The organism is Nostoc sp. DedQUE04, from assembly GCF_034530995.1.
GTDB lineage: Bacteria > Cyanobacteriota > Cyanobacteriia > Cyanobacteriales > Nostocaceae > Nostoc.
Genome location: NZ_JAVRCA010000007.1, coordinates 92,888 through 112,745, shown reverse-complemented (window position 1 = coordinate 112,745; position 19,858 = coordinate 92,888). Strand labels below are relative to the sequence as shown.

The following is a 19,858-nucleotide window of genomic DNA, read 5'->3' as shown; positions in this document are numbered from 1 at the left end:
TGAGGCATTCTAACAGCATTGGCAAAGTTCAAACAATCCCTTGTTTAGATATAACCATCGCGGCGATTAATTTGGTGATGTCTATGGAGTAGTTGTTGGTTTTGAACGCTGTTGCTGGTAAAAACCGACAACTTTTTGAAGATATGTAGCAGTAAATCCACTGTTGCAGCCTGTATAGCTGCCAGTCATCCACCAACAACCGACGCCACGCACAGCAGCGATTTCATTATTACTGTTGGCGAGAAATTGCTTGTTAAACTCACGGCGCGTGATGCAAGATACAACTTGGCGTGCTTTGGCGGGACTATTTTCAAACTGCGTTGGTGTTAGTTCTTGTTTAAGACAATATTTCGACCAGCCTTTTAAGGTTTCTGGTTTAACTTGCCATTCACTGTAAAGTCCATCATTTGCGGTGCCGGTCTGCGGTGCAGCTAGTCGTAGCGCCTCTACCATTGCCGCGACTTGGGCATCAGAAACCTTTTGTTGTGCTTGAGCTAACAATGATGACAGTCCAAAGCTGACAATCACTCCGCTAAATAGTAATGCTATCCGGTTTCTCCTCATGATTTTGGACTTATTTTTAGATACCAATATGTAGGATACTACGTTTTTACACTTAGCAATTATCAAAGATTAGGTGAATTGGGCATTGGGCATTGGGCATTGGGTATTGGGGATTGGGGATTGGGTATGAAGAAGAGACAAAGGTAGACAAGTCAGAGGGGGAAGACTTGGGAGAGACTTGTTCAATAATTCCTCCTTGTCCCCCTGCTCCAACTCATAACTCATAACTCATAACTCATTACTCATAACTCATAACTCCCCTACTCCCCTGCTCCCCTACTCCCCTGCTTCATTCCCCAAATTGTTAAGCTGGCTTCCAAGTGCCGTGGAAGCTGTGGGGAATGACGCTAGGTAATCCTAGTTTGCAAACGGGTTCTGCATCCAGGCGATCGCTATCAAATACCCAAACTTCACTACTATGAGTATTAGCATCGTATACAACAGTTAGCACCCAGCCTTGCTCGGAGTTTTGGACATCTTGGGCATAGATGGGTTCTGAAGGATAGCGGTTTTCTCCTAAGTCTGCTTCGGTGAGAGTTTCAGTTTTATAGTCAAAACGGGCGATCGCACTGAACAATTCTTTGTCTATATCCCCTCTTTGGGGCATTAATGATACATAAGTATAGCGCCAAGGTTGTCCAACTTGCGATCGCTGCACTACAGGAAATTCACACTTGCGGTTGACAACTTCCTGTATTGCTGTTATTTTGCCCGTTTGGGGATTGAGGCGAACTTGCCACAATGTTCCTTGAGTTACTGTGTGCGTCTCACCACTTGCAAATTCTCTGAGATATTCATTAGTTTGGTGAAAATCTGCATATCGCACCATGTCCAAAACCACGGAACCGTCTTTATCTTCACAACCATTGCCAAAATGCCAATTGAACCAAGGATCGGTTTCGCCACGACTAACTAAAGATAAGTTTTCGCGATCGAAGATTAACACCTGGGTTCCTAATTGAGGTTCCCACAACAGAGATTCACTAAAGGTAGTCACACCTAGCAAAAGTGACAGCATTTTCATCCGCATCGGTGGCATGAAAAACACCAGATACTTTTGAGTTAAAACAAAATCATGCATTATCGAGTAGCGATCTAGCTTAAAAGCAGTTTTTTGGATAATTTTGCCAGTAGCATCGCTTTTGTAGAGATTCAGTTGTACGGAACTGCCGATACTGATTCCAAAGTTAAAAATCTCGCCTGTTTGGAAATCGCGCTTGTAATGAGCAGAATAAGGTAATCCGTTATCCAAAGCACCTAAATTATCCAATCCCTTGGTTTCTAAAGTTTGCAAATCAAGGGCATAAGGATTGGTTGCTTCCCATAAAGCCAACAATTTATCAGGTAAAGCCAACACTGAGGTATTTGCTGCATTCTTGATTTGTTGCCCCCAGCGCTTCCAGATGGGGCCAGGCGGATGCATCCCATAGACACCATAAAGAAATCTATCTGCTTGAGTTTCAGCTTGATATTCTGCTGTTTGCACATAGCGATAGACTCCGCTAGCTCCTGCATCTGTGAAATGGATGCCGAGAATTGCCCCATCTCCATCAAACCAGTGTCCAACGCGATTACCACCGCGTTCTAGCCGTGCGGGGCCATTGCGGTAAAGAGTGCCACGCAAGCCATCTGGGATTTTACCAGAAATAATTGACAGTTGAGTAAGGGGAAATTCTTTTGCTGGTTCTGCGATCGCACCAGCCCAAGATTTATTTATTGACTTTTTAGCGATAGTCTGCATATTAAAATCTTGCCTGAATTGATGTAGATGGATGTATTCTGACATTGTTACAATTTTTGGCGTTGCAGAGAAAGCGGGATGATTTAGCAACTTACAAAATTCCTCCCCTGCCTTCTCTGCTGGTTATATACGAGGGTGGTGTCATCAACGAATTTTTCAAGGATTTCGCCTAACCTGTCCAAACAGATAACGCGATAGTCTGAGCGATCGCGCATAATGGAAAGCATTTTCAGTATTGCTTGGCTCTTGCTAGAACCAACCAGGGAACCCAAGAACATAAATGACAATGGTGCTAAGTCGTCTGGTAGTTGAATATCTACCTGCAAAAGGTGTGAGGAGCAATTCAATACGGTCATTGCCAGATCAATTTTTAATACCAGTTTTTTACTGGTTGTACCAGACTAATTTTATCCCTGGCGATGTCTGCGGTGACAAGCTACGGAATATTGAACGCGGCCGATCAAATCTTTAGCGTAACTTTCGGAATAACTGCTTATTTCACCCCTATTAGCAGGTCGTAAATTAGATAACTTCATAATAACCAGCTTGTTTGACATCTATTGTCAGGTTATTAAAATGTTAGGTAAATTTTTGAATAACTGCTTATTTCACACCTATTGTCAGGCTATTAAAATGTTAAGAAGAAAGTTAAATAAAGTGGGATTTAAAAAGTGGGATAAGTGGGATAACTGGGATAAGTGGGATAAGTAGGATCTTTTCTAAAAACTGTTGACAAGCTTTTAGATAAATTGATATTTGTAAGTACATCCAAGGCACAAATGCCTACGCACTTTTTTTTGGAGAAAATTATGACTAACAATAAAAACTTGACACAACCCAACAATCAAGAAGTGATTTTGGAAGAAATTAATGAGGAAGAATTAGACGGAGTAGTGGGAGGAGGATTGATTGACGGGCTATTTGGACGAGTGGCCGGTTTAGTCGCAGACTTGGGCGCATCTCTCCAGAATTTTGTTGGATAGTAATTCGACGAAAGTAAAGCGTAAAAAATTTAGTTTCTAATACATGAGGTGAATTTGAGCGAATCAATATCATAAAACAACTCAAGGTGATTTTTGAGAAGTAAATAAAGTCAAGGAAGCAGCTAGTATAAAAATGTTAGCCTGTAAAGGTTGTAATTTTTATAAAAGTTTGTTGACCCAAAAAAGACTACAAATTCACCTTCCTTGTCGCTCAAAGAATATTTAGTATAACACAAATAGTACACTCCTCATTGTTTGTTACTGTAGCCAGAAGTCAGATTATTCTGACTTCTGAATTTTCTCATGTCACTTCTGTGTTTACAAAAAACCTATTTGTGCCAGAAGTTTGAATTGAGATTGAAGATTTGAGATTTTAGCGGTTCAGTGCCGTAATAAAGATGCGTGATGCTGCCAACATTAGCAGTAGTTTGGCAAACATCGAACAAATGTTTTTATAGCTTTTATTAATAATTCGCGTTTGTCGGATGGCAAAGACTAGACGACAATCTTTTTTGATGAAAAATCGTAATATTAAGCTTGTATATTCTAGAAATATTAGTAATAAAACTAGAAAAAATTAGAGAAATGAAAAATAAAAAATGAGAAAAGTAAGTTAGTTAGGAAAAGTAAGATATTTTTTATAATCTGTTGACAAATTATTAAATAAGCTGCTATTTGTAAATACATCTCAGACACAACATGTCTGCATTCTTCTGGAGTAATTTATGACTACTATCAATCAAGTGAGTTTTCAATCCACCTGTAATCGAAAAGTTATTGTCGAGGAACTGATAGATGGCGAATTAAAAGGAATAGTGGGAGGTATTAGTATTGTTTTAGATTTATCATCACAGATAAATGCGACTTCAACTGATGGAAATGATGCTGTTGTTCAAGACTCCAATCAGGATATTGTGAATACGAAAACTAAGCAAAGAACACGCACAAGAAGAAGATTCACACTGATAAATGGAGTTGGACAAACAATAGATTCAACAGTGACTTCAGCCATTTAGCATTCACAGTAACTCAAATTAAATTCACGGTTTATGTACCCAATTGAAGGTACGTATCCCCAACTTATAAATAAGTTGGGGATATTATTTTATGAATAATTTAAGATGTTATCTATTACTTATACAGCAAGAATTTGTGATATATATAGTTACTTTAAAAAAACTTATTTTTAGATACACGTTTGACTTATCCTACCTTTTTTTAATTTCAATTAATACCGATATTTGATATTTATTAAAAGACCAATCTTTAAAAAACTTTTTACTAACTTCATCATTTCTTTATATAAAATATTTTGAAAAACCTGTATTGTTTAAACATAGTGAAATCGCAAATTAAACCAATAACAAATTGTCGTTAAGCACATTTATTAGTGCGTTTTAACAACAAGTTTGGTAATAAAAATTGCTAGATACTTTTATTTTAAGCATCTAAATATTCTTATTAATTGGTTAATAAAAGTCAATATTTCACTATTTCAAAACCATTTTGTACAAGGAAGGAATTTTATGTCAGTTGTAACACTTGAACAAGAAACACTCGCAGTCATGACCGAATTAGCTGATGAAGAAATCAGTGGAATTGTTGGCGGTGGACGCGGAACAGATATTGATAACAGAACCAAAGTTGACGTTTATGCCAAAGGTAAGAACGTACAAGTATCCAATCAAGTTGGTAACGCATCAGCAATTGGTGGAGGCGATGCTAAGGTTTATCAAAATTCAAATCAACAGATTGATAATAGCAGAGACCGTGTGTACTTCTAGTACTAATAGGTATTAGGTTATCTCCATAGTACGCTCATGTTGAGTTACTATTTCACTGTTCCAAAACCATTTTGTACAAGGAAGGAATTTTTATGTCAGTTGTAACACTTGAACAAGAAACACTCGCAGTCATGACCGAATTAGCTGATGAAGAAATCAGTGGAATTGTTGGCGGTGGACGCGGAACAGATATTGATAACAGAACCAAAGTTGACGTTTATGCCAAAGGTAAGAACGTACAAGTATCCAATCAAGTTGGTAACGCATCAGCAATTGGTGGAGGCGATGCTAAGGTTTATCAAAATTCAAATCAACAGATTGATAATAGCAGAGACCGTGTGTACTTCTAGTACTAATAGGTATTAGGTTATCTCCATAGTACGCTCATGTTGAGTTACTATTTCACTGTTCCAAAACCATTTTGTACAAGGAAGGAATTTTGATGTCAGTTGTAACATTTGAACAACAAACACTCGCAGTCATGACCGAGTTAACTGATGAAGAAATCAGTGAAATTGTCGGAGGACGCGGAGGTGTAGATATCGATACCAAGGCTAAAATTGACGTTAAAGCCAAAGGTGGAAACGTACAAGTATCCAATCAAATTGGTGTTGCAATAGCAATTGGTGGAGGAGATGCTAAGGTTATTCAAAAATCAAATCAAGGGATTGATAATAGCAGAGACCGCGTGCGCTTCTAGTACTAATAGGTACTAGGTTATCTCCATAGCACGCTCATGTTGAGTTACCACCTCAACAAAAGTCACCTTAACGGTTTGTATTGCCAAAAATTTCTATATGTATGATTTGTATCATCACTACAAATCAAAACAACACTAAGCTAGCAAGTATGTAAGTTATGCATTATTTCGTTAGGACAGTTATTAAACAGTAATCCTTTGCCAATTGCTACGAACAACTGACAAAGGACTACAAACGACCCTTACGAATAAGCTACAGACATCTTATAACATAGTGGTCTGGCTATTATTGGCATCACAACCCTTTACAACGTTACACAAACATTGGCGGGTGTAAGCCGGATAATAACGAAAGGTCAAAAGGTAAGCGACCAATCACTATTATCCCTTACTTCTTACCCACCCGTCAATGTTTTCATATAAAGATTTCAAAATCGTTACTTTAACAAAAGTTACTCTTCGTCTACGCAAAATCGCAAAATTTAAAAATAAAAAATTTGATTTTCTCAGCTTTCGACCTTTCATCAGATGGTAGGTTGATTTTTGCATCTGAATTATTAGTATGCCAAAGCAAACAAAACATATCCGCCTTCCGCTAAAGATAGAAGGTAATTTTTTATTCAATTGTCAGCCTAATACCCAATTCCTTCTGAATGCAATGCAAATTGGGATGATTTATAGTGGTTAATCAGAAAAGCGACTTATTCCGCAAAGAAGCTTTAGAGCGTGCTTCTTCGCCGGAAGAACTAGATCAAATTATGCAGGTAGTCAGCCCGAAAAAGTGGCTACCTCTAGTTGCTGTTGGTTCGTTGGTGGCAGCGGGGCTGACTTGGAGTTTTTTAGGTCGAATCCCAATTACGGTGACGGGTACTGGAATAATAGTCTATCCCAGTACAATTACTTCATTCCAGTCACCGATCGCAGGTAAATTGCGAACAATCAATGTCCGGGTTGGCGACTATGTAAATAGAGGAGATGTGCTGGCGACGCTAGACCAAAGCGAACTGATGAAACAGCTACAATTAGTACGCTCTAAATTAGGGCAACTACAAACAGAAGATAGCGCTGCTAACTTAGTCCAAGGACAGCGGCAAAAGGCAGACAAAGAAGCGATTAAACAGCAACGCCAATCTTTGCAGCAAAACCTCCAGGCGGTACAGAAACTCACCCCGATTTTAAAAGAGAAAGGGCTAAATTCGATTCAACGCGATCGCGCCAATCAAACCCAAAGCTTACAAGCACTGCGGGATCTCTTACCTACCTTCAAACAGAGATTGACTAACCGCCAGCAGCTATTGAAGGAGGGAGCAATTTCTGGCGATACAGTCTTACAGTCGCAGCAAGACTACTTAAATGCTGTGACACAAATTAATGAAGCCGAATCGCAACTCAAGCAACTGGATGTCAAGGAAGCAGATGCTCAACGACAATACCTAGAGAATTTGAACTCAATTAAAGATTTGGAAGCGCAATTAAAACAACTAGATAGCAAAGAAGCGACTGCGGCGCAACAAGACTTAGAAACTGTAACCAACCGCAAAAAAGAAATCCAGGAAGTCCAGCGAAATATTGTTCAATTAGCACTGCAACTATCAAGCAACAGCTTAGTCAAGAGCAGTTACTCTGGACGAATTTTAGAAATCTCCGCAAGTCCGGGACAGGTTGTTTTACAGGGTACACCCATAGGAGCGATCGCTGCACAAAAGCGATCGGCTCAACCTGTGAGTGTGGCATTTTTTCCCGTTGGTAATGGTAAGCAAATTCAACCAGGGATGAAGTTACAAGTTACGCCTAGCACAGTGCAACGCGAACGCTTTGGTGGCATCATAGGTGCAGTCACAGAAGTCTCAGCCTTTCCCGTGACTAAAGAAGGTGCATTAAGTGTAGTCGGCAATTCCGAATTCGTGGAAGCTTTGATGTCACAAGGGCCACAGATGCTAATTACTGCGCGACTGCAACCAGACAATTCGACCTTCAGCGACTACAAATGGTCTTCTTCCCAAGGGCCACAGATGAAAGTCACTTCTGGAACTACCACTTCAGTACAAGTCACTGTGGAAGAACGCGCCCCAATTACTTTTGTCCTGCCGATTCTGAGATCCTGGAGTGGCATTTCGTGATATTGGCGATAAGAGGAATGAGAAAGAAATTATTAAAAATTTTACCGATCGAATCAACCTTGAGGCTGTACTAGAGTGCGGAAATTACTTAAATAAGAATGCCTTTTGGCGTACGGAGAAAACAATGTATCTAATTATTTGCGGAAAACACTAAAATGAATACGCGATCTACTGAAATGAGAAAGCATTTAAGCAAAATGAGAAAGCAATATACCTTTTTACTTATTAGACCTCTTGCATAAGTCGAATCGACCCCCCTTAATCCCCCCTTATAAAGGGGGGAAACTTGAAGTCTTGCTCCCTCCCCTTAACAAGGGGAGGGTTGGGGAGGGGTGATTCAAGGATTTTTGCAAGAGGTCTATTAATTTGGCTTCATCAATACAATCAGGACTTCCGAAGGGAAAAGTAGTGTAATACAGCAATTTTAGTCATGTTGAAAAATAGCTAAAAATTTATGTTTAAACGCTTAAATTAAGCCAAAATCCAAGTTTTAAAAAATATTTTTATGTTCTGGCAAAATCTGCAAAATATATTAGGGCGCTTGCCAAAAAACAAGCGGTGTCATACTCCTACTCTGCTGCAAATGGAGGTAGTAGAATGCGGCGCTGCTGCTTTGGGAATTATTCTCGGTTATTACAATCGCATTGTCCCACTAACAGAACTGAGGCAAGCGTGCGGTGTCTCGCGGGATGGAGTTAGTGCCTTAAATATCTTGAAGGCTGCCAGAAATTATCGACTCAACGCTAAAAGCTTTAAAACCAACTTAGCTGGCTTGTCGCAGTTAAAATTTCCCTACATTGTATTTTGGAACTTTAACCATTTTTTAGTAGTAGAAGGAATCACCAAACAGCGAGTTTATCTCAATGACCCTGCTACTGGACGGCGCATCGTCTCCTTAGAAGAATTCAGTGGCGCTTACACGGGTGTGGTGCTAGTTCTAGAGCCTGGTTCGGAGTTTCAACGCAAAGGACGCAAGCCTAGTACAATCTTAGCTTTGTGGTCGCGGTTGCGAGGCTCCATTGGCGCATTACTTTACTGCGTGCTGGCAGGATTTTTGTTAGTAATTCCTGGACTGGCGCTACCTGCATTTTCCCAGGTATTTGTAGACAATGTATTGATTGAGCATCGGTATGAGTGGTTGCGTCCGCTAATTTTAGGCATGATCTTCACAGCCGGACTCAGTGGATTTTTGACGCTGCTACAGTTGCAGTTTTTGCGTCAAATGAAAATTAAGTTGTCCGTGGGTATGGAAAGTCGGTATCTCTGGCACATTTTACGCCTACCCATGAGTTTTTACGATCAACGGTATGCTGGGGAAATCAGTAGCCGTATGGAACTCAACGACAGCATCGCTAATATGCTTTCGGGTGAATTAGCGACTACAGCGATCGCAACAGTATCAGTATTTATATATGTAGTAGTGATGCTGCAATATGATGTTGTACTAACTTTAATTGCGATCGCCTTTGTCGCGATCAACCTTGCCGCCTTACAGTGGGTGAGACGGCGGCGCACAGATGCCAATATCAAACTCATCCAAGAACAGGGAAAAGTTCGCGGCGTAGAAATTTCTGGTCTTCAGAGTATGGAGACGCTAAAAGCATCTGGGTTAGAGTCAGATTTCTTCTCCCGGTGGGCGGGTCACTATGCCAAAGCCATCAACACCCAGCAGGAATTAGAGGAAACAAACCAGACAATAGGTGTTTTACCATCTTTTCTGTCAGCGATCGCTTCTATGCTGCTTTTAGCTGTAGGCGGTTTGCGAGTCATGGATGGAGCCTTGAGCATCGGTATGTTAATAGCCTTTCTCGGCATGATGCAAAGGTTTTTCGCCCCAGTAAGTAATCTCATCAGCCTGGGAAGCGAACTCCAAGAGATGGAAGGTAATCTGACTCGCCTTGATGATGTCTTGCGTAACCCCATTGACCGGCAGTTGCAGGAAAGAGGCAGGGGAGCAGGGGAGCAGGGGGGCAGGGGGGCAGGGGGAGCAGGGGAAGCAGGGGAAGAAAATATTTCCTTGTCGTCTTTGTCTCTCTTATCTCCTTACACTTTGCCCAAACTCCAGGGGTATGTTGAATTACACAATGTCACATTTGGCTATAGCCAAATTGCCCCGCCGTTGATTGAAAATTTTAATCTTTTGCTCCAGCCAGGGCAGCGAGTTGCCTTGGTGGGTGGGAGTGGTTCTGGTAAGTCTACTGTTGCCAAACTTTTATGTGGGCTGTACGAACCGTGGCAGGGAGAAATTCGATTTGACGGCAAACCTAGAGAGCAAATTTCTCGCCAAATACTAGCCAATTCTATTTCTGTCGTCGAGCAAGAGATTTTGTTATTTGCTGGCAGCGTCAGAGACAACTTGACGCTTTGGGATACTACCATACCTGAGAGTCATCTCGTCCGAGCTTGTCAAGACGCAGCGCTTCACGATGTCATCCTTTCACTGCCAGGAGGCTATCATGCTGACCTTTTGGAAGGTGCTACTAATTTGAGTGGTGGTCAGCGACAACGGCTTGAAATTGCCCGTGCTTTGGTGAATAATCCCAGTATCCTGATTATGGATGAAGCCACTAGCGCCCTGGATGCCGAAACAGAAAAGAACGTCAGTCGCAATCTGCGGTTGCGCGGTTGCACTTGTATCATCGTGGCGCATCGACTCTCGACTATCCGAGATTGTGATGAAATTATTGTCCTCGATCGCGGCAAGATAGTCCAACGGGGAAGCCATGCACAATTGCAGCAAGTTGAAGGGCCGTATTTACAATTGATTCGCAGTGAAGAAACAGAAGAGGCGGGGGAGCAGGGGAGCAGGGGAGCAGGGGAGCAGGGGAGGCAGGGGAGCAGAGGAGTAGGGGAAGAAATTACTCCCTTGTCTTCCTCATCCCTCTTATCGTTTGCAAATCTCAAAGGACAACACTATCGTTTTCAATGCAATGAATCGCTACTGTTAGACGATCCGGAGACAATTTGGCTAGTAAAATCTGGTTACTTGGCGCTATTTGCGATCGCAGTTAATGATGGCATTCCCGAAGGCACTCGTCGCTATTTATTTAGTAGCACAGCCGGACAGGCGATGTTTGCGATCGCACCAAGTTTAAAGGGTAAGCAGCAAGAGGTTTTAGCAGTATCGCTTGAGGAGACAGAAATTCTTAAAGTATCGAAAGCAGACTTTAACCAGTTGTTTGCTGACGCTAATAGAGAAGTAGTAACTCTGATAGAACGCTGGATTTATCAATTAAGTTCGGTACTTGCTGGGATCGCTACGCCAACGATACCAACATCGCTGCCAAAAATCCGCCAGTTCTCTTTAGTCGAAGACCAAATCTTCCAGCCGCATCAAATATCGTGGGTGCAAATTCTTCAAGGGCGGGCTAGATGGATGGGGTTTGCAGAACTGCCGTTAACTTCTGCCTCTGGAATGTTGCCTTTGGCTGAAAATATGTGGTTGCAAGCAGATAACACTGTGGAGTTGAAAAGTGTTAACACCGCAGACATAGAAGATATCGATTCCTTGTTAAGTGGTTTGTCCCAACTACAAACTTACTTCCTCCACTGCATTAACCTGCTGCAACGGCAGGAGATGGATGCAGAATTACTGAGATTTCAAGCCAGAGAACGTCTTGAAAGCCAAGTGATGCAAGAAACGTTAGCAGAATTAGCATCTGTATTGCCACAGCCAAAGTCAGACAGACTAAATAATATAGGATTCAGTAGTAATCTTGATGCAACTGACCCAAATCAAGCCTTACTAATTGCTGCTGGTGCTGTGGGACGAGCATTAGGAATTAAGATTCGTCCGCCAGCTGCCTCAGAAGATTCTAATCGAGTCCAAGATCCTGTAGAAGCGATCGCTCGTGCTTCGCGTATCCGCTTGCGACGAATTCAGTTGCGGGAGAACTGGTGGCAAAAGGATTGCGGGCCGATGTTAGCATTTACACTTGTCGATAAACTACCAGTGGCACTATTACCAGTGTCTGATACACATTACAAACTCTACGTTCCTGGAGAACAAACGCCTATCTCTGTTGATGCCAACATAGCAGCAGCCCTAGCTAAGACTGCCTACGCATTCTATCGACCTTTACCTGATAAAAAACTGAAAACTTTTGATTTACTTCAGTTTGCCCTCCAAGGACATTACAAAGAACTAATTATAGTTTTAGTAATGGGAATTACCATCAGTCTGTTAGGAATGCTGACACCTCAAGCTACGGCTATCCTAATCGACAAAGCAATCCCAGATGCCGATCGAGGCTTGTTGAGCCAAATTGCTGTTGCTTTGGTGGCTGCTGCCTTTGGCGGAACGCTGTTTCAACTAGCCCTTGGGTTTGCCACCATTAGGCTGGAAACTTTTGCCGATTCCTCCACCCAAGCCGCAGTCTGGGATCGATTGTTAAACTTGAAGGTTTCCTTTTTTCGCTCTTACTCAGTTGGTGACTTGGATTCTAGAGTCACGGCTATTACTCAAATTCGCCAGCGACTGGGTAACACAGTCTTAAAAACAATCTTCTCCAGTTTGTTTTCCTTATTGAATCTGGGATTGTTATTTTACTACAACGTTTCCTTAGCTCTCATAGCTTGTGCAGTGGCACTGGTAAATATTGCCGTCACTATCATCTCTGGTACTCTTATTGTCCGTAAAGTTCGCCCATTACTAGAGCTACAAGGACAAATCTTTGGCGTGATGGTGCAGTTAATTAATGGAGTTGCCAAACTCCGAATCGCCAAAGCTGAAACCCGCGCCTTTGCTTACTGGGGTAAACAGTATACGCATCAACTAAAATTAATGCTGAGTACCCAAGGCATTGAAGATAGCCTCGCCGTCATCAATCAAGTATTACCTGTGTTAACCACTGCTGCCCTCTTCTGGTTTGCTACTAGCTTAATTGGGCAATCTCAAACTCCTGGAGGAGGTGGTTTATCCACTGGCACTTTCTTAGCATTCAACGTTGCTTTTGGCACGTTTATTAACGGAGCCACTAGCTTAAGCAGCACAGTTGTGGAAGTTTTGCAAGTTTTACCCTTGTGGCAACGGGCGCAACCAATTTTGCAAGCTGAACCGGAAATTAGTTCTGCTCAAGCAGATCCGGGTAGGTTATCGGGCAAATTAGTTGTAGATCGGGTAACTTTCCGCTATCGCGATGATGGCCCCTTGACGCTGGATAATGTCAACATTCGTGCTGAACCAGGAGAATTTATTGCCATTGTTGGGCCTTCTGGCAGCGGCAAATCAACTTTATTGAGGTTACTTTTGGGGTTTGAATTTGCCAAATCTGGCACGATTTACTACGACGGGCAAGACTTAACTTCTTTGGATGTCCATGCTGTACGCCGTCAATTGGGTGTGGTACTGCAAAATAGTCGGTTGATGTCAGCCTCTATTTTCGAGAATATTGCCAGTGGTGCTTTGGTGACGATGGACGAAGCTTGGGCAGCAGCCCAGATGGCAGGTTTTGCAGATGATCTTGCAGCAATGCCGATGCAGATGCATACAATCGTCAGTGAGGGAGGTAGTAATCTTTCTGGTGGACAACGACAACGGCTGTTGATTGCTAGGGCGTTGGTGTTGAAACCCCGAATTTTGCTATTCGATGAGGCGACTAGCGCTTTAGATAACAGAACCCAGGCAATTGTCAGTGAAAGTTTACAACAATTAAAAGTAACTAGGGTTGCGATCGCTCATCGCCTCAGTACTATTCAAAACGCTGACCGAATTTACGTACTTGCAAATGGCAAAGTAGTGCAGCAAGGTAGTTTTGTTGAACTAGGAAATCAATCAGGACTATTTGCACAACTGATGATGCAACAGTTGCTTTAATATCATGTCCGCTTGATTGCTTATTAAACCCGAAGAACCCCACCCCGCCAAAGCTGTGCTTTGTCTCCCCTCCCCGCAGGCGGGGAGGGGCTGGGGGTGGGGTTCTTTTATTATGGGTAATTTGGCGGACTTGATATAACTGTGTATTGGGAAGATAGTAAATAACTGAATTAACTTCGCTCCTATTTAAGCTTGCTCTCGTAATTTTTTAAGTAATTTATTCTTTGCAAGTCCCCTACTCTGGTAAAAAATGCTGAAACTATTAAGATTAGAAGCATCTGCCTACTGAATACTTACTAAACCTTCCCAGCCATGCCTCTGTCACGCCTAGTAACGCTGATTGTCGGTCTGATCGTCATTTTGGGGCTAGCCCTATGGCTTATTGATTCCCTGTCACGCCTCTATTGGCAATTATCCTATTCGCCGTTGCTAGGCAATTTACTGCTGTTGCTGCTGATTCTCCTGATTGGAGCCTTGGTTGCCGCTTTTGTTTATTATGTATTGGTGATTAGATCGGGAGAAAAGCGATCGCGTCGCAATCCGAAGCGAGCGACTGCGGCCCAAATTCCGGCTGCTAAATCTGACGCAGCTTCTACAACTCTCCAGGCTGTACGACAACAGGTAGCGCAAATTCAAGATGAAGTTACACGCCAAGCTTTATTAAGTCGATCGCGAGAGATTGAAGCCAACCTCGCACGCGGTGAAATTCAAGTAGTGGTATTTGGTACGGGGAGTGCTGGCAAAACTTCTCTAGTTAATGCGATTATGGGACGCATGGTCGGTCAGGTAGATGCACCGATGGGTACAACTCAGGTTGGAGAAACCTATTGTCTGCGGTTGAAGGGATTAGAACGCAAAATTTTAATTACAGATACGCCGGGGATTTTAGAAGCAGGAGTGGCGGGAACGGAACGGGAACAAATGGCGCGAGAACTGGCGACAGAAGCAGATTTACTGTTGTTTGTGGTAGATAATGACTTACGACGCTCAGAATATGAGCCGTTGCGGGGGTTGGCAGAAATTGGCAAGCGATCGCTTCTAGTTCTCAACAAAACTGATTTATATACAGATGAAGATAAAGAATCCATCCTTGCGAGATTGCGTCAACGGGTACGGGGATTTATTGCTACTAATGATGTGGTAGCGATCGCTGCTAATCCCCAACCTGCACAACTCGAAACTGGCGAAACCTTCCAGCCAGAACCGGATATTGTTCCTTTGCTGCGGCGCACGGCTGCTGTTTTACGTGCTGAAGGTGAAGATTTAGTAGCAGATAATATTCTTTTGCAATCTCTGCGATTGGGAGACGAAGCGCGAAAACTCATCGATGGCCAGCGTCGCCGTCAAGCTGACAAAATCGTAGAACGGTTTCAATGGATTGGTGCTGGTGTGGTATCAGTCACGCCAATACCAGTTGTAGATTTATTAGCCACAGCCGCAGTCAACGCTCAAATGGTTGTGGAAATTGGTAGAGTGTATGGCTGTGAATTGAATATGGAACGGGGACGAGAATTAGCTCTTTCTTTAGCGAAAACCATCGCTAGTTTAGGCATTGTCAAAGGAGCAATTCAATTATTATCTACAGCCTTGCAACTCAATGTTGCCACCTTTCTGGTTGGTAGAGCAATTCAAGGCGTGACAGCAGCTTATTTAACGCGAATTGCCGGTAAAAGTTTCATTGAATATTTTCGTCACGACCAAGATTGGGGTGATGGTGGAATGACAGAAGTTGTGCAGAAACAGTTTCAAATTAATCGCAGAGATGAATTTATTAAAGCTTTTATTCAGGAAGCGATCGCACGGGTAGTGAAGCCATTACAAGATAAATCTGAGGTGGTTGAACATGATGAAGAAGTCAATAGCTAAATATTATTAGTTTTATGACCATAAGCGATATCATCTGTGTGTAGTGTTATACGCTTACTAGAAATCAGGAGTGCAATGAAGCTTCAGCAACTAGTAATTGTCAGTGCAGTATTTGTTTTGGCGGCTGTGCCAAAAATTGCGCTTGCAGATGAAGTGTGGAATAGCGGCTATGGCAGGGTGGTCTATCAAAGCGATCGCGGTAAAACTGCTATATGGACTTATCCAGGAGGAACTATCTTCATTGAAGGGCTAGCTGGAGTAACGAGCAATCGTGGAATTTATCATGGCTATTGGGTTGGTAACTCTAATGTCAAATGTGATACGTCACGAGAAGATGGGTCAGGCAAGTTGAGCAACACCTGGGGACGATTTTCAATCCGGTTTCTGGTTCCTAATTTTCCCATGCCCTGGGAAGCAAGATGGAGTTATTGCGAGGGCGAACCTACTTTCTCTTGGAACGGAACCCCGCCAAAGCAAGCTTCAGTTCAACGTTAAAGTTTATTGACTTTTGTGGCTAAAATTCCCCAAACCTGAGTGCAACCATTTGAGTTGATGACTGATATCATGTTCGCCTAATTAGTTATAATTCTTGCATCTGTGCAAAAACCAAAAAACCCTATTTCCCCCTGCTCCCTGCCCCCTGCCCCCTGCCCCCTGCCCCCTGCTCCCCTGCGTTCTTAATGATAAGTCTTTCACCGGACATGATATCATACGTCATCGTGCAGGTTTCGACGCTTGCTTGGCGTATTCTTCTATCAGGAAAGCATAGTCTTCGTAATTGGGCAGGGTCTCGAAACTATGAACCGCAGAGGTCGTCGCCCATAGCAGCTTTTCCCTCGTCCAAGTTTCAATGAAAGGCGTGAACCATGACGCATCGTCCAGCATCGTCGCACGAAGGTTGACGAACTCATCTATTCCTTCCGGGTGAGTAAACATCCAACTCATGCAGTGCGGGCAGAAGTAATGGCGGGTCGCGCCGTGCAAACCGCCGATGGTCGGCTGACCTTTCAGTATTGAGAACCCAACGCTTGGAATCGCAACGCTTAAAGAAAAAGCGCTAGCGGTCATTCGCTGACAACCCGTGCAGTGGCAAGCCATCGTCAGCAGAGGCGGGGCACTTACCTGAAACCGTATCTGTCCGCAACGGCATCCACCTTCCCAGGGTAAATTCCAGTCGTTCACGATCTGCCGCCTCCGTTCGCTATTCATGTTCCATTCATAATTAACAATAATATTTCATGGATTATCTGCAAATACAAAAAAGGGAAGAGAAAGCAATATGCAATTGAATAGTGTTATCGCAAATCGTGTCCAACATTGGGAAGTATTTTGCAGCAAATCGACGCGCGATTTTTTCGTACTTGTTAGGCAACCCCATAGGCAGAAAACAACTAATTCTTTAGATAGAAGCCTTTGGTAAATATCAGTTTTAGCATGAAATAATTATCCTAATTAATTTTCGGAAAACAATAGTGGGTAGCGCATTGGAGCTTAATTACTGGGCTTTTTAATCATGGCTAGGCTGTATTTTAATTATTTGTGCAAGCAGGGCAATCTGTTTGTCATAAAACTTAGGAGATGATGAAAATGACAATTAATCATGGGATCTTATCGCAACTAGGTGATGGTGATAGTTATTCAGTAGCAGGCGATGTAACCACCTTTAAAGCTACGAGCGAACAAACTGATGGCAAGTATGCACTGTTTGAAGTAGTACTTGCACCCCAACTAGGCCCGCCGCCACATATTCATAGTCGAGAAGATGAAGCATTCTACATTCTTGAAGGTTCGATTGAGTTTTATCTTGATGAACAAACAGTTGTAGCAACTCCCGGAACCTTCTTACATTCTCCTAAAGGTCAACTCCATAGTTTTAAAAATATTGGTTCTGCACCAGCTAAAATGCTGATTTGGGCTACTCCAGGTGGAATAGAAAAGTTTTTTGCACAAGTCGGAACTAAAGTAGAGAATTCATCAGTTCCACCGTTACCTATAACTCAAGAATTGATTGACAGGATATTAGCAACTGCTCCAAAATATGGAATTACAATTGTTCTCCCTGAAACTGATAATTCTCCATAAAAATCAAACTTTAAACCCAAAAAACTTTCGGTAAAAAGAATTATTTAGTTAATCTGATACTCGGTATAATTTATATCAAGGTGAGGCATCAACCCCCCTTGTTTCATTACACTACCACAAACTTCCGACTATCCAACGCTGGCTCATACTTGAATGGCACGCTTGAATAACTTTAAGCTATGGTGAATAAGGCTATAGCTTTTAATGACCATCAAGCAGTAATGGTATGGGTCAGAGTTGGCTTATAGATAACTCATATAAGTACTGAGTTCACTCAGTATCTAAGCAGGCTGACCCGATATCACCAAAAAGCGATCGCGATATACTGAATATAAATTGTGAAAGGAAATAGACCTAATGACCTATCCTGATAATCAGAGTCTGCCAGACAATCAACCGTATAAAATTTACGAATTTAAAAAAAATAATCAAGAAAAAATACCTGGTTATTTAGTAGTTAGTACTGCGAAACTGAACGTTGAGACAGAAGAAGACAATTCTCATAGGTATTTCTCATCAGTTGCGAATAAAAAGTTTTTTAATATCAATGATGGAGGAGCTGAACCTTCAGCCCAAGACTTGATTAAGAAAATTTCTAAAAGTTTGCAATCAAGCCCTGACCCAGAAATAATTATAAATATTCATGGATATAGTTCTACACCATCGGATACAGAGACGGGGTGTAAAAAGATTTATGAATATGTTAATACGCATATTGAACAACCAAATAAATATATTTTTATCGGATACAGATGGCCATCAGAAAATCCTATAAAAACGGATGAGTCCGGTTCCTTTGGGCAAAAGCTAATCAACGCACTTAGTTCTTTACCAACTTTACTAGCTATTAATTTAGTTTTGGGACTAACAATTAGTATATGCTCTGCCATAGCTTTATTATTCCTAAATATTTTGAGTAATAGTGCTGTCCACTTTTTCACAGCGATGTTAATTTTATCTGGTATTGTATCTTCAATTATCTTTACACTAATTATTCTCAGGATATCTACTTATTTTCGTGATATTTACAGAGCAAGTAATTATGGAACTACAGATTTAGTTGAATTGATCAGACAGTTGGATTATACAGCAAAACTTCCCCCAAATAAGCGTATTAAATTATCTTTTATTAGTCATAGTATGGGGTGTTTTGTAGTAACAGATATAATTCGGATTCTCTCTGATGTTTTTGATGTTAAATCTATTAATAAAAAACCGAATTCGGATATTGGTAATGTATTTAGATTAGGCAGACTTGTATTAGTTGCACCTGATATCCCTGTAGAAAGTATCTTGCCAGGACGTGCTAATTTTCTTCGTTCTTCTTTACGTCGTTGTGAAGAAGCTTATATATTTTGTAATGAAGGCGACCTAGCATTACGATTTACCTCTACTGCCGCAAATTATTTTAGTTTCCCAGCGCGAACTCGTATTAGTGGGTACAGGCTTGGCAATATAACAGTTAAACATTTCAACAATAAAAATGATTCAGTGGGTCACACACCCAGATATGGAGTTGTTAATTTACACAAACAAGACTATGGCAAAGGTTACAGACTTGATAATCCTTATAAATATTTAGAAATTCGTTCTTCTAGTAGCGAACATAGAAAACTTGAAGAGATAACTGAAATGTCAGAAAACTTGGTACAACCCGCAGATTTATTTACATATTTTGACTGTACAGATTATAAAGATGACCGGATGAAGCAGATCGGAATAGTTAGTTCTGCCATCCAAAAGCCAGCGATAAATTTTGGGAATTATATTTTCCTCACCTTGGCATTTATTCGGAAGTCTTTTAAGAATATAGATCCTCAAGGTGTTGATACCCACACGGGCTATTTTGAAGGTGCTTTTACTCAAAAAGCTATCTATGAATTAGCTTTTTTAGGATTTCAAGGATTTTTGCAATCTTTGTCAATTGAAGGAGGCGAGTCCGAGCAAATTAGCGTTTTTTCTCAAAAATGCCACGAAAAGCAAATTCAAGTGATTCTTGCGCCGCAAATATATCAACAAAAGACTCAAGATTAGACAAGAAATTGCTAAGTCAAGGGGAAAGGGTAAGTAGGTCGGCGTAAATAATTATTGGGATAAGGCAGGGGGCAGGGGGAGAAAGAGTTTAAGGCTTATTTACTTTCCTTCACACAGTTTGGTTTTATTGCACCGACTTACTTAAAAGTTAAGAAAAATTGTAGGTTGG

At 41.6% G+C, this 19,858-nt stretch carries 15 protein-coding genes; 11 read left to right on the top strand and 4 right to left on the bottom strand.

Features of this window, described 5'->3' with window-relative positions:
- Window positions 1-81: 81 nt before the first annotated feature.
- The 3 genes from RM049_RS06910 to RM049_RS06900 form a co-directional block, all read right to left on the bottom strand.
- A complete protein-coding gene (locus RM049_RS06910; RefSeq protein WP_322703637.1) occupies window positions 82-564 on the bottom strand; it encodes a hypothetical protein in 483 nt (160 codons plus the stop codon).
- A 304-nt stretch (window positions 565-868) separates the two neighbouring features.
- Window positions 869-2,305, bottom strand: coding sequence for a carotenoid oxygenase family protein (locus tag RM049_RS06905; protein ID WP_322703701.1), 1,437 nt, complete (start codon window positions 2,303-2,305; stop codon window positions 869-871).
- A gap of 83 nt (window positions 2,306-2,388) precedes the next feature.
- Window positions 2,389-2,661 carry a type IV secretion system DNA-binding domain-containing protein gene (locus RM049_RS06900; RefSeq protein ID WP_322670481.1) on the bottom strand — a complete coding sequence of 91 codons (273 nt, stop codon included), beginning with the start codon at window positions 2,659-2,661 and terminating at the stop codon, window positions 2,389-2,391.
- 453 nt (window positions 2,662-3,114) lie between these two features.
- Between RM049_RS06900 and RM049_RS06895 the strand changes: the two genes are divergently transcribed.
- The 9 genes from RM049_RS06895 to RM049_RS06855 all read left to right on the top strand — a co-directional run bounded on the left by RM049_RS06895 (window position 3,115) and on the right by RM049_RS06855 (window position 16,068).
- A complete protein-coding gene (locus RM049_RS06895) occupies window positions 3,115-3,288 on the top strand; it encodes a hypothetical protein (protein ID WP_322703636.1) in 174 nt (57 codons plus the stop codon).
- Between the two features lie 725 nt (window positions 3,289-4,013).
- Window positions 4,014-4,304, top strand: a complete 291-nt coding sequence (locus tag RM049_RS06890) for a hypothetical protein (RefSeq protein ID WP_322703635.1) — start codon at window positions 4,014-4,016, stop codon at window positions 4,302-4,304.
- A 510-nt stretch (window positions 4,305-4,814) separates the two neighbouring features.
- Window positions 4,815-5,072: a hypothetical protein gene (locus RM049_RS06885; RefSeq protein ID WP_322703634.1), complete on the top strand. Its 258-nt coding sequence runs from the start codon at window positions 4,815-4,817 to the stop codon at window positions 5,070-5,072.
- A gap of 92 nt (window positions 5,073-5,164) precedes the next feature.
- Complete coding sequence (locus RM049_RS06880) at window positions 5,165-5,422, top strand: hypothetical protein (protein ID WP_322703634.1); 258 nt, start codon at window positions 5,165-5,167, stop codon at window positions 5,420-5,422.
- A 92-nt stretch (window positions 5,423-5,514) separates the two neighbouring features.
- A complete protein-coding gene (locus RM049_RS06875) occupies window positions 5,515-5,772 on the top strand; it encodes a hypothetical protein (RefSeq protein WP_322703633.1) in 258 nt (85 codons plus the stop codon).
- A 680-nt stretch (window positions 5,773-6,452) separates the two neighbouring features.
- Entirely contained in the window at window positions 6,453-7,892 is a 1,440-nt protein-coding gene (locus tag RM049_RS06870) for an NHLP bacteriocin system secretion protein (protein ID WP_322703632.1), read from the top strand.
- 505 nt (window positions 7,893-8,397) lie between these two features.
- On the top strand, window positions 8,398-13,707 hold the full coding sequence (locus tag RM049_RS06865; protein ID WP_322703631.1) for an NHLP family bacteriocin export ABC transporter peptidase/permease/ATPase subunit: 5,310 nt from the start codon (window positions 8,398-8,400) through the stop codon (window positions 13,705-13,707).
- A gap of 312 nt (window positions 13,708-14,019) precedes the next feature.
- Window positions 14,020-15,573, top strand: coding sequence for a GTP-binding protein (locus RM049_RS06860; RefSeq protein WP_322670488.1), 1,554 nt, complete (start codon window positions 14,020-14,022; stop codon window positions 15,571-15,573).
- Between the two features lie 75 nt (window positions 15,574-15,648).
- On the top strand, window positions 15,649-16,068 hold the full coding sequence (locus RM049_RS06855) for a hypothetical protein (RefSeq protein ID WP_322684489.1): 420 nt from the start codon (window positions 15,649-15,651) through the stop codon (window positions 16,066-16,068).
- 219 nt (window positions 16,069-16,287) lie between these two features.
- Here RM049_RS06855 and RM049_RS06850 read toward each other — a convergent pair whose 3' ends face one another.
- Window positions 16,288-16,671: a GFA family protein gene (locus tag RM049_RS06850; RefSeq protein ID WP_322670531.1), complete on the bottom strand. Its 384-nt coding sequence runs from the start codon at window positions 16,669-16,671 to the stop codon at window positions 16,288-16,290.
- A 489-nt stretch (window positions 16,672-17,160) separates the two neighbouring features.
- Here RM049_RS06850 and RM049_RS06845 point away from each other — a divergent pair, with 489 nt between their 5' ends.
- Together RM049_RS06845 and RM049_RS06840 are read left to right on the top strand one after the other, a co-directional pair.
- Window positions 17,161-17,655 carry a quercetin 2,3-dioxygenase gene (locus RM049_RS06845; RefSeq protein WP_322684488.1) on the top strand — a complete coding sequence of 165 codons (495 nt, stop codon included), beginning with the start codon at window positions 17,161-17,163 and terminating at the stop codon, window positions 17,653-17,655.
- Window positions 17,656-18,012: 357 nt separating this feature from the next.
- Window positions 18,013-19,689, top strand: a complete 1,677-nt coding sequence (locus RM049_RS06840) for an alpha/beta hydrolase (protein ID WP_322703630.1) — start codon at window positions 18,013-18,015, stop codon at window positions 19,687-19,689.
- Window positions 19,690-19,858 lie beyond the last annotated feature (169 nt).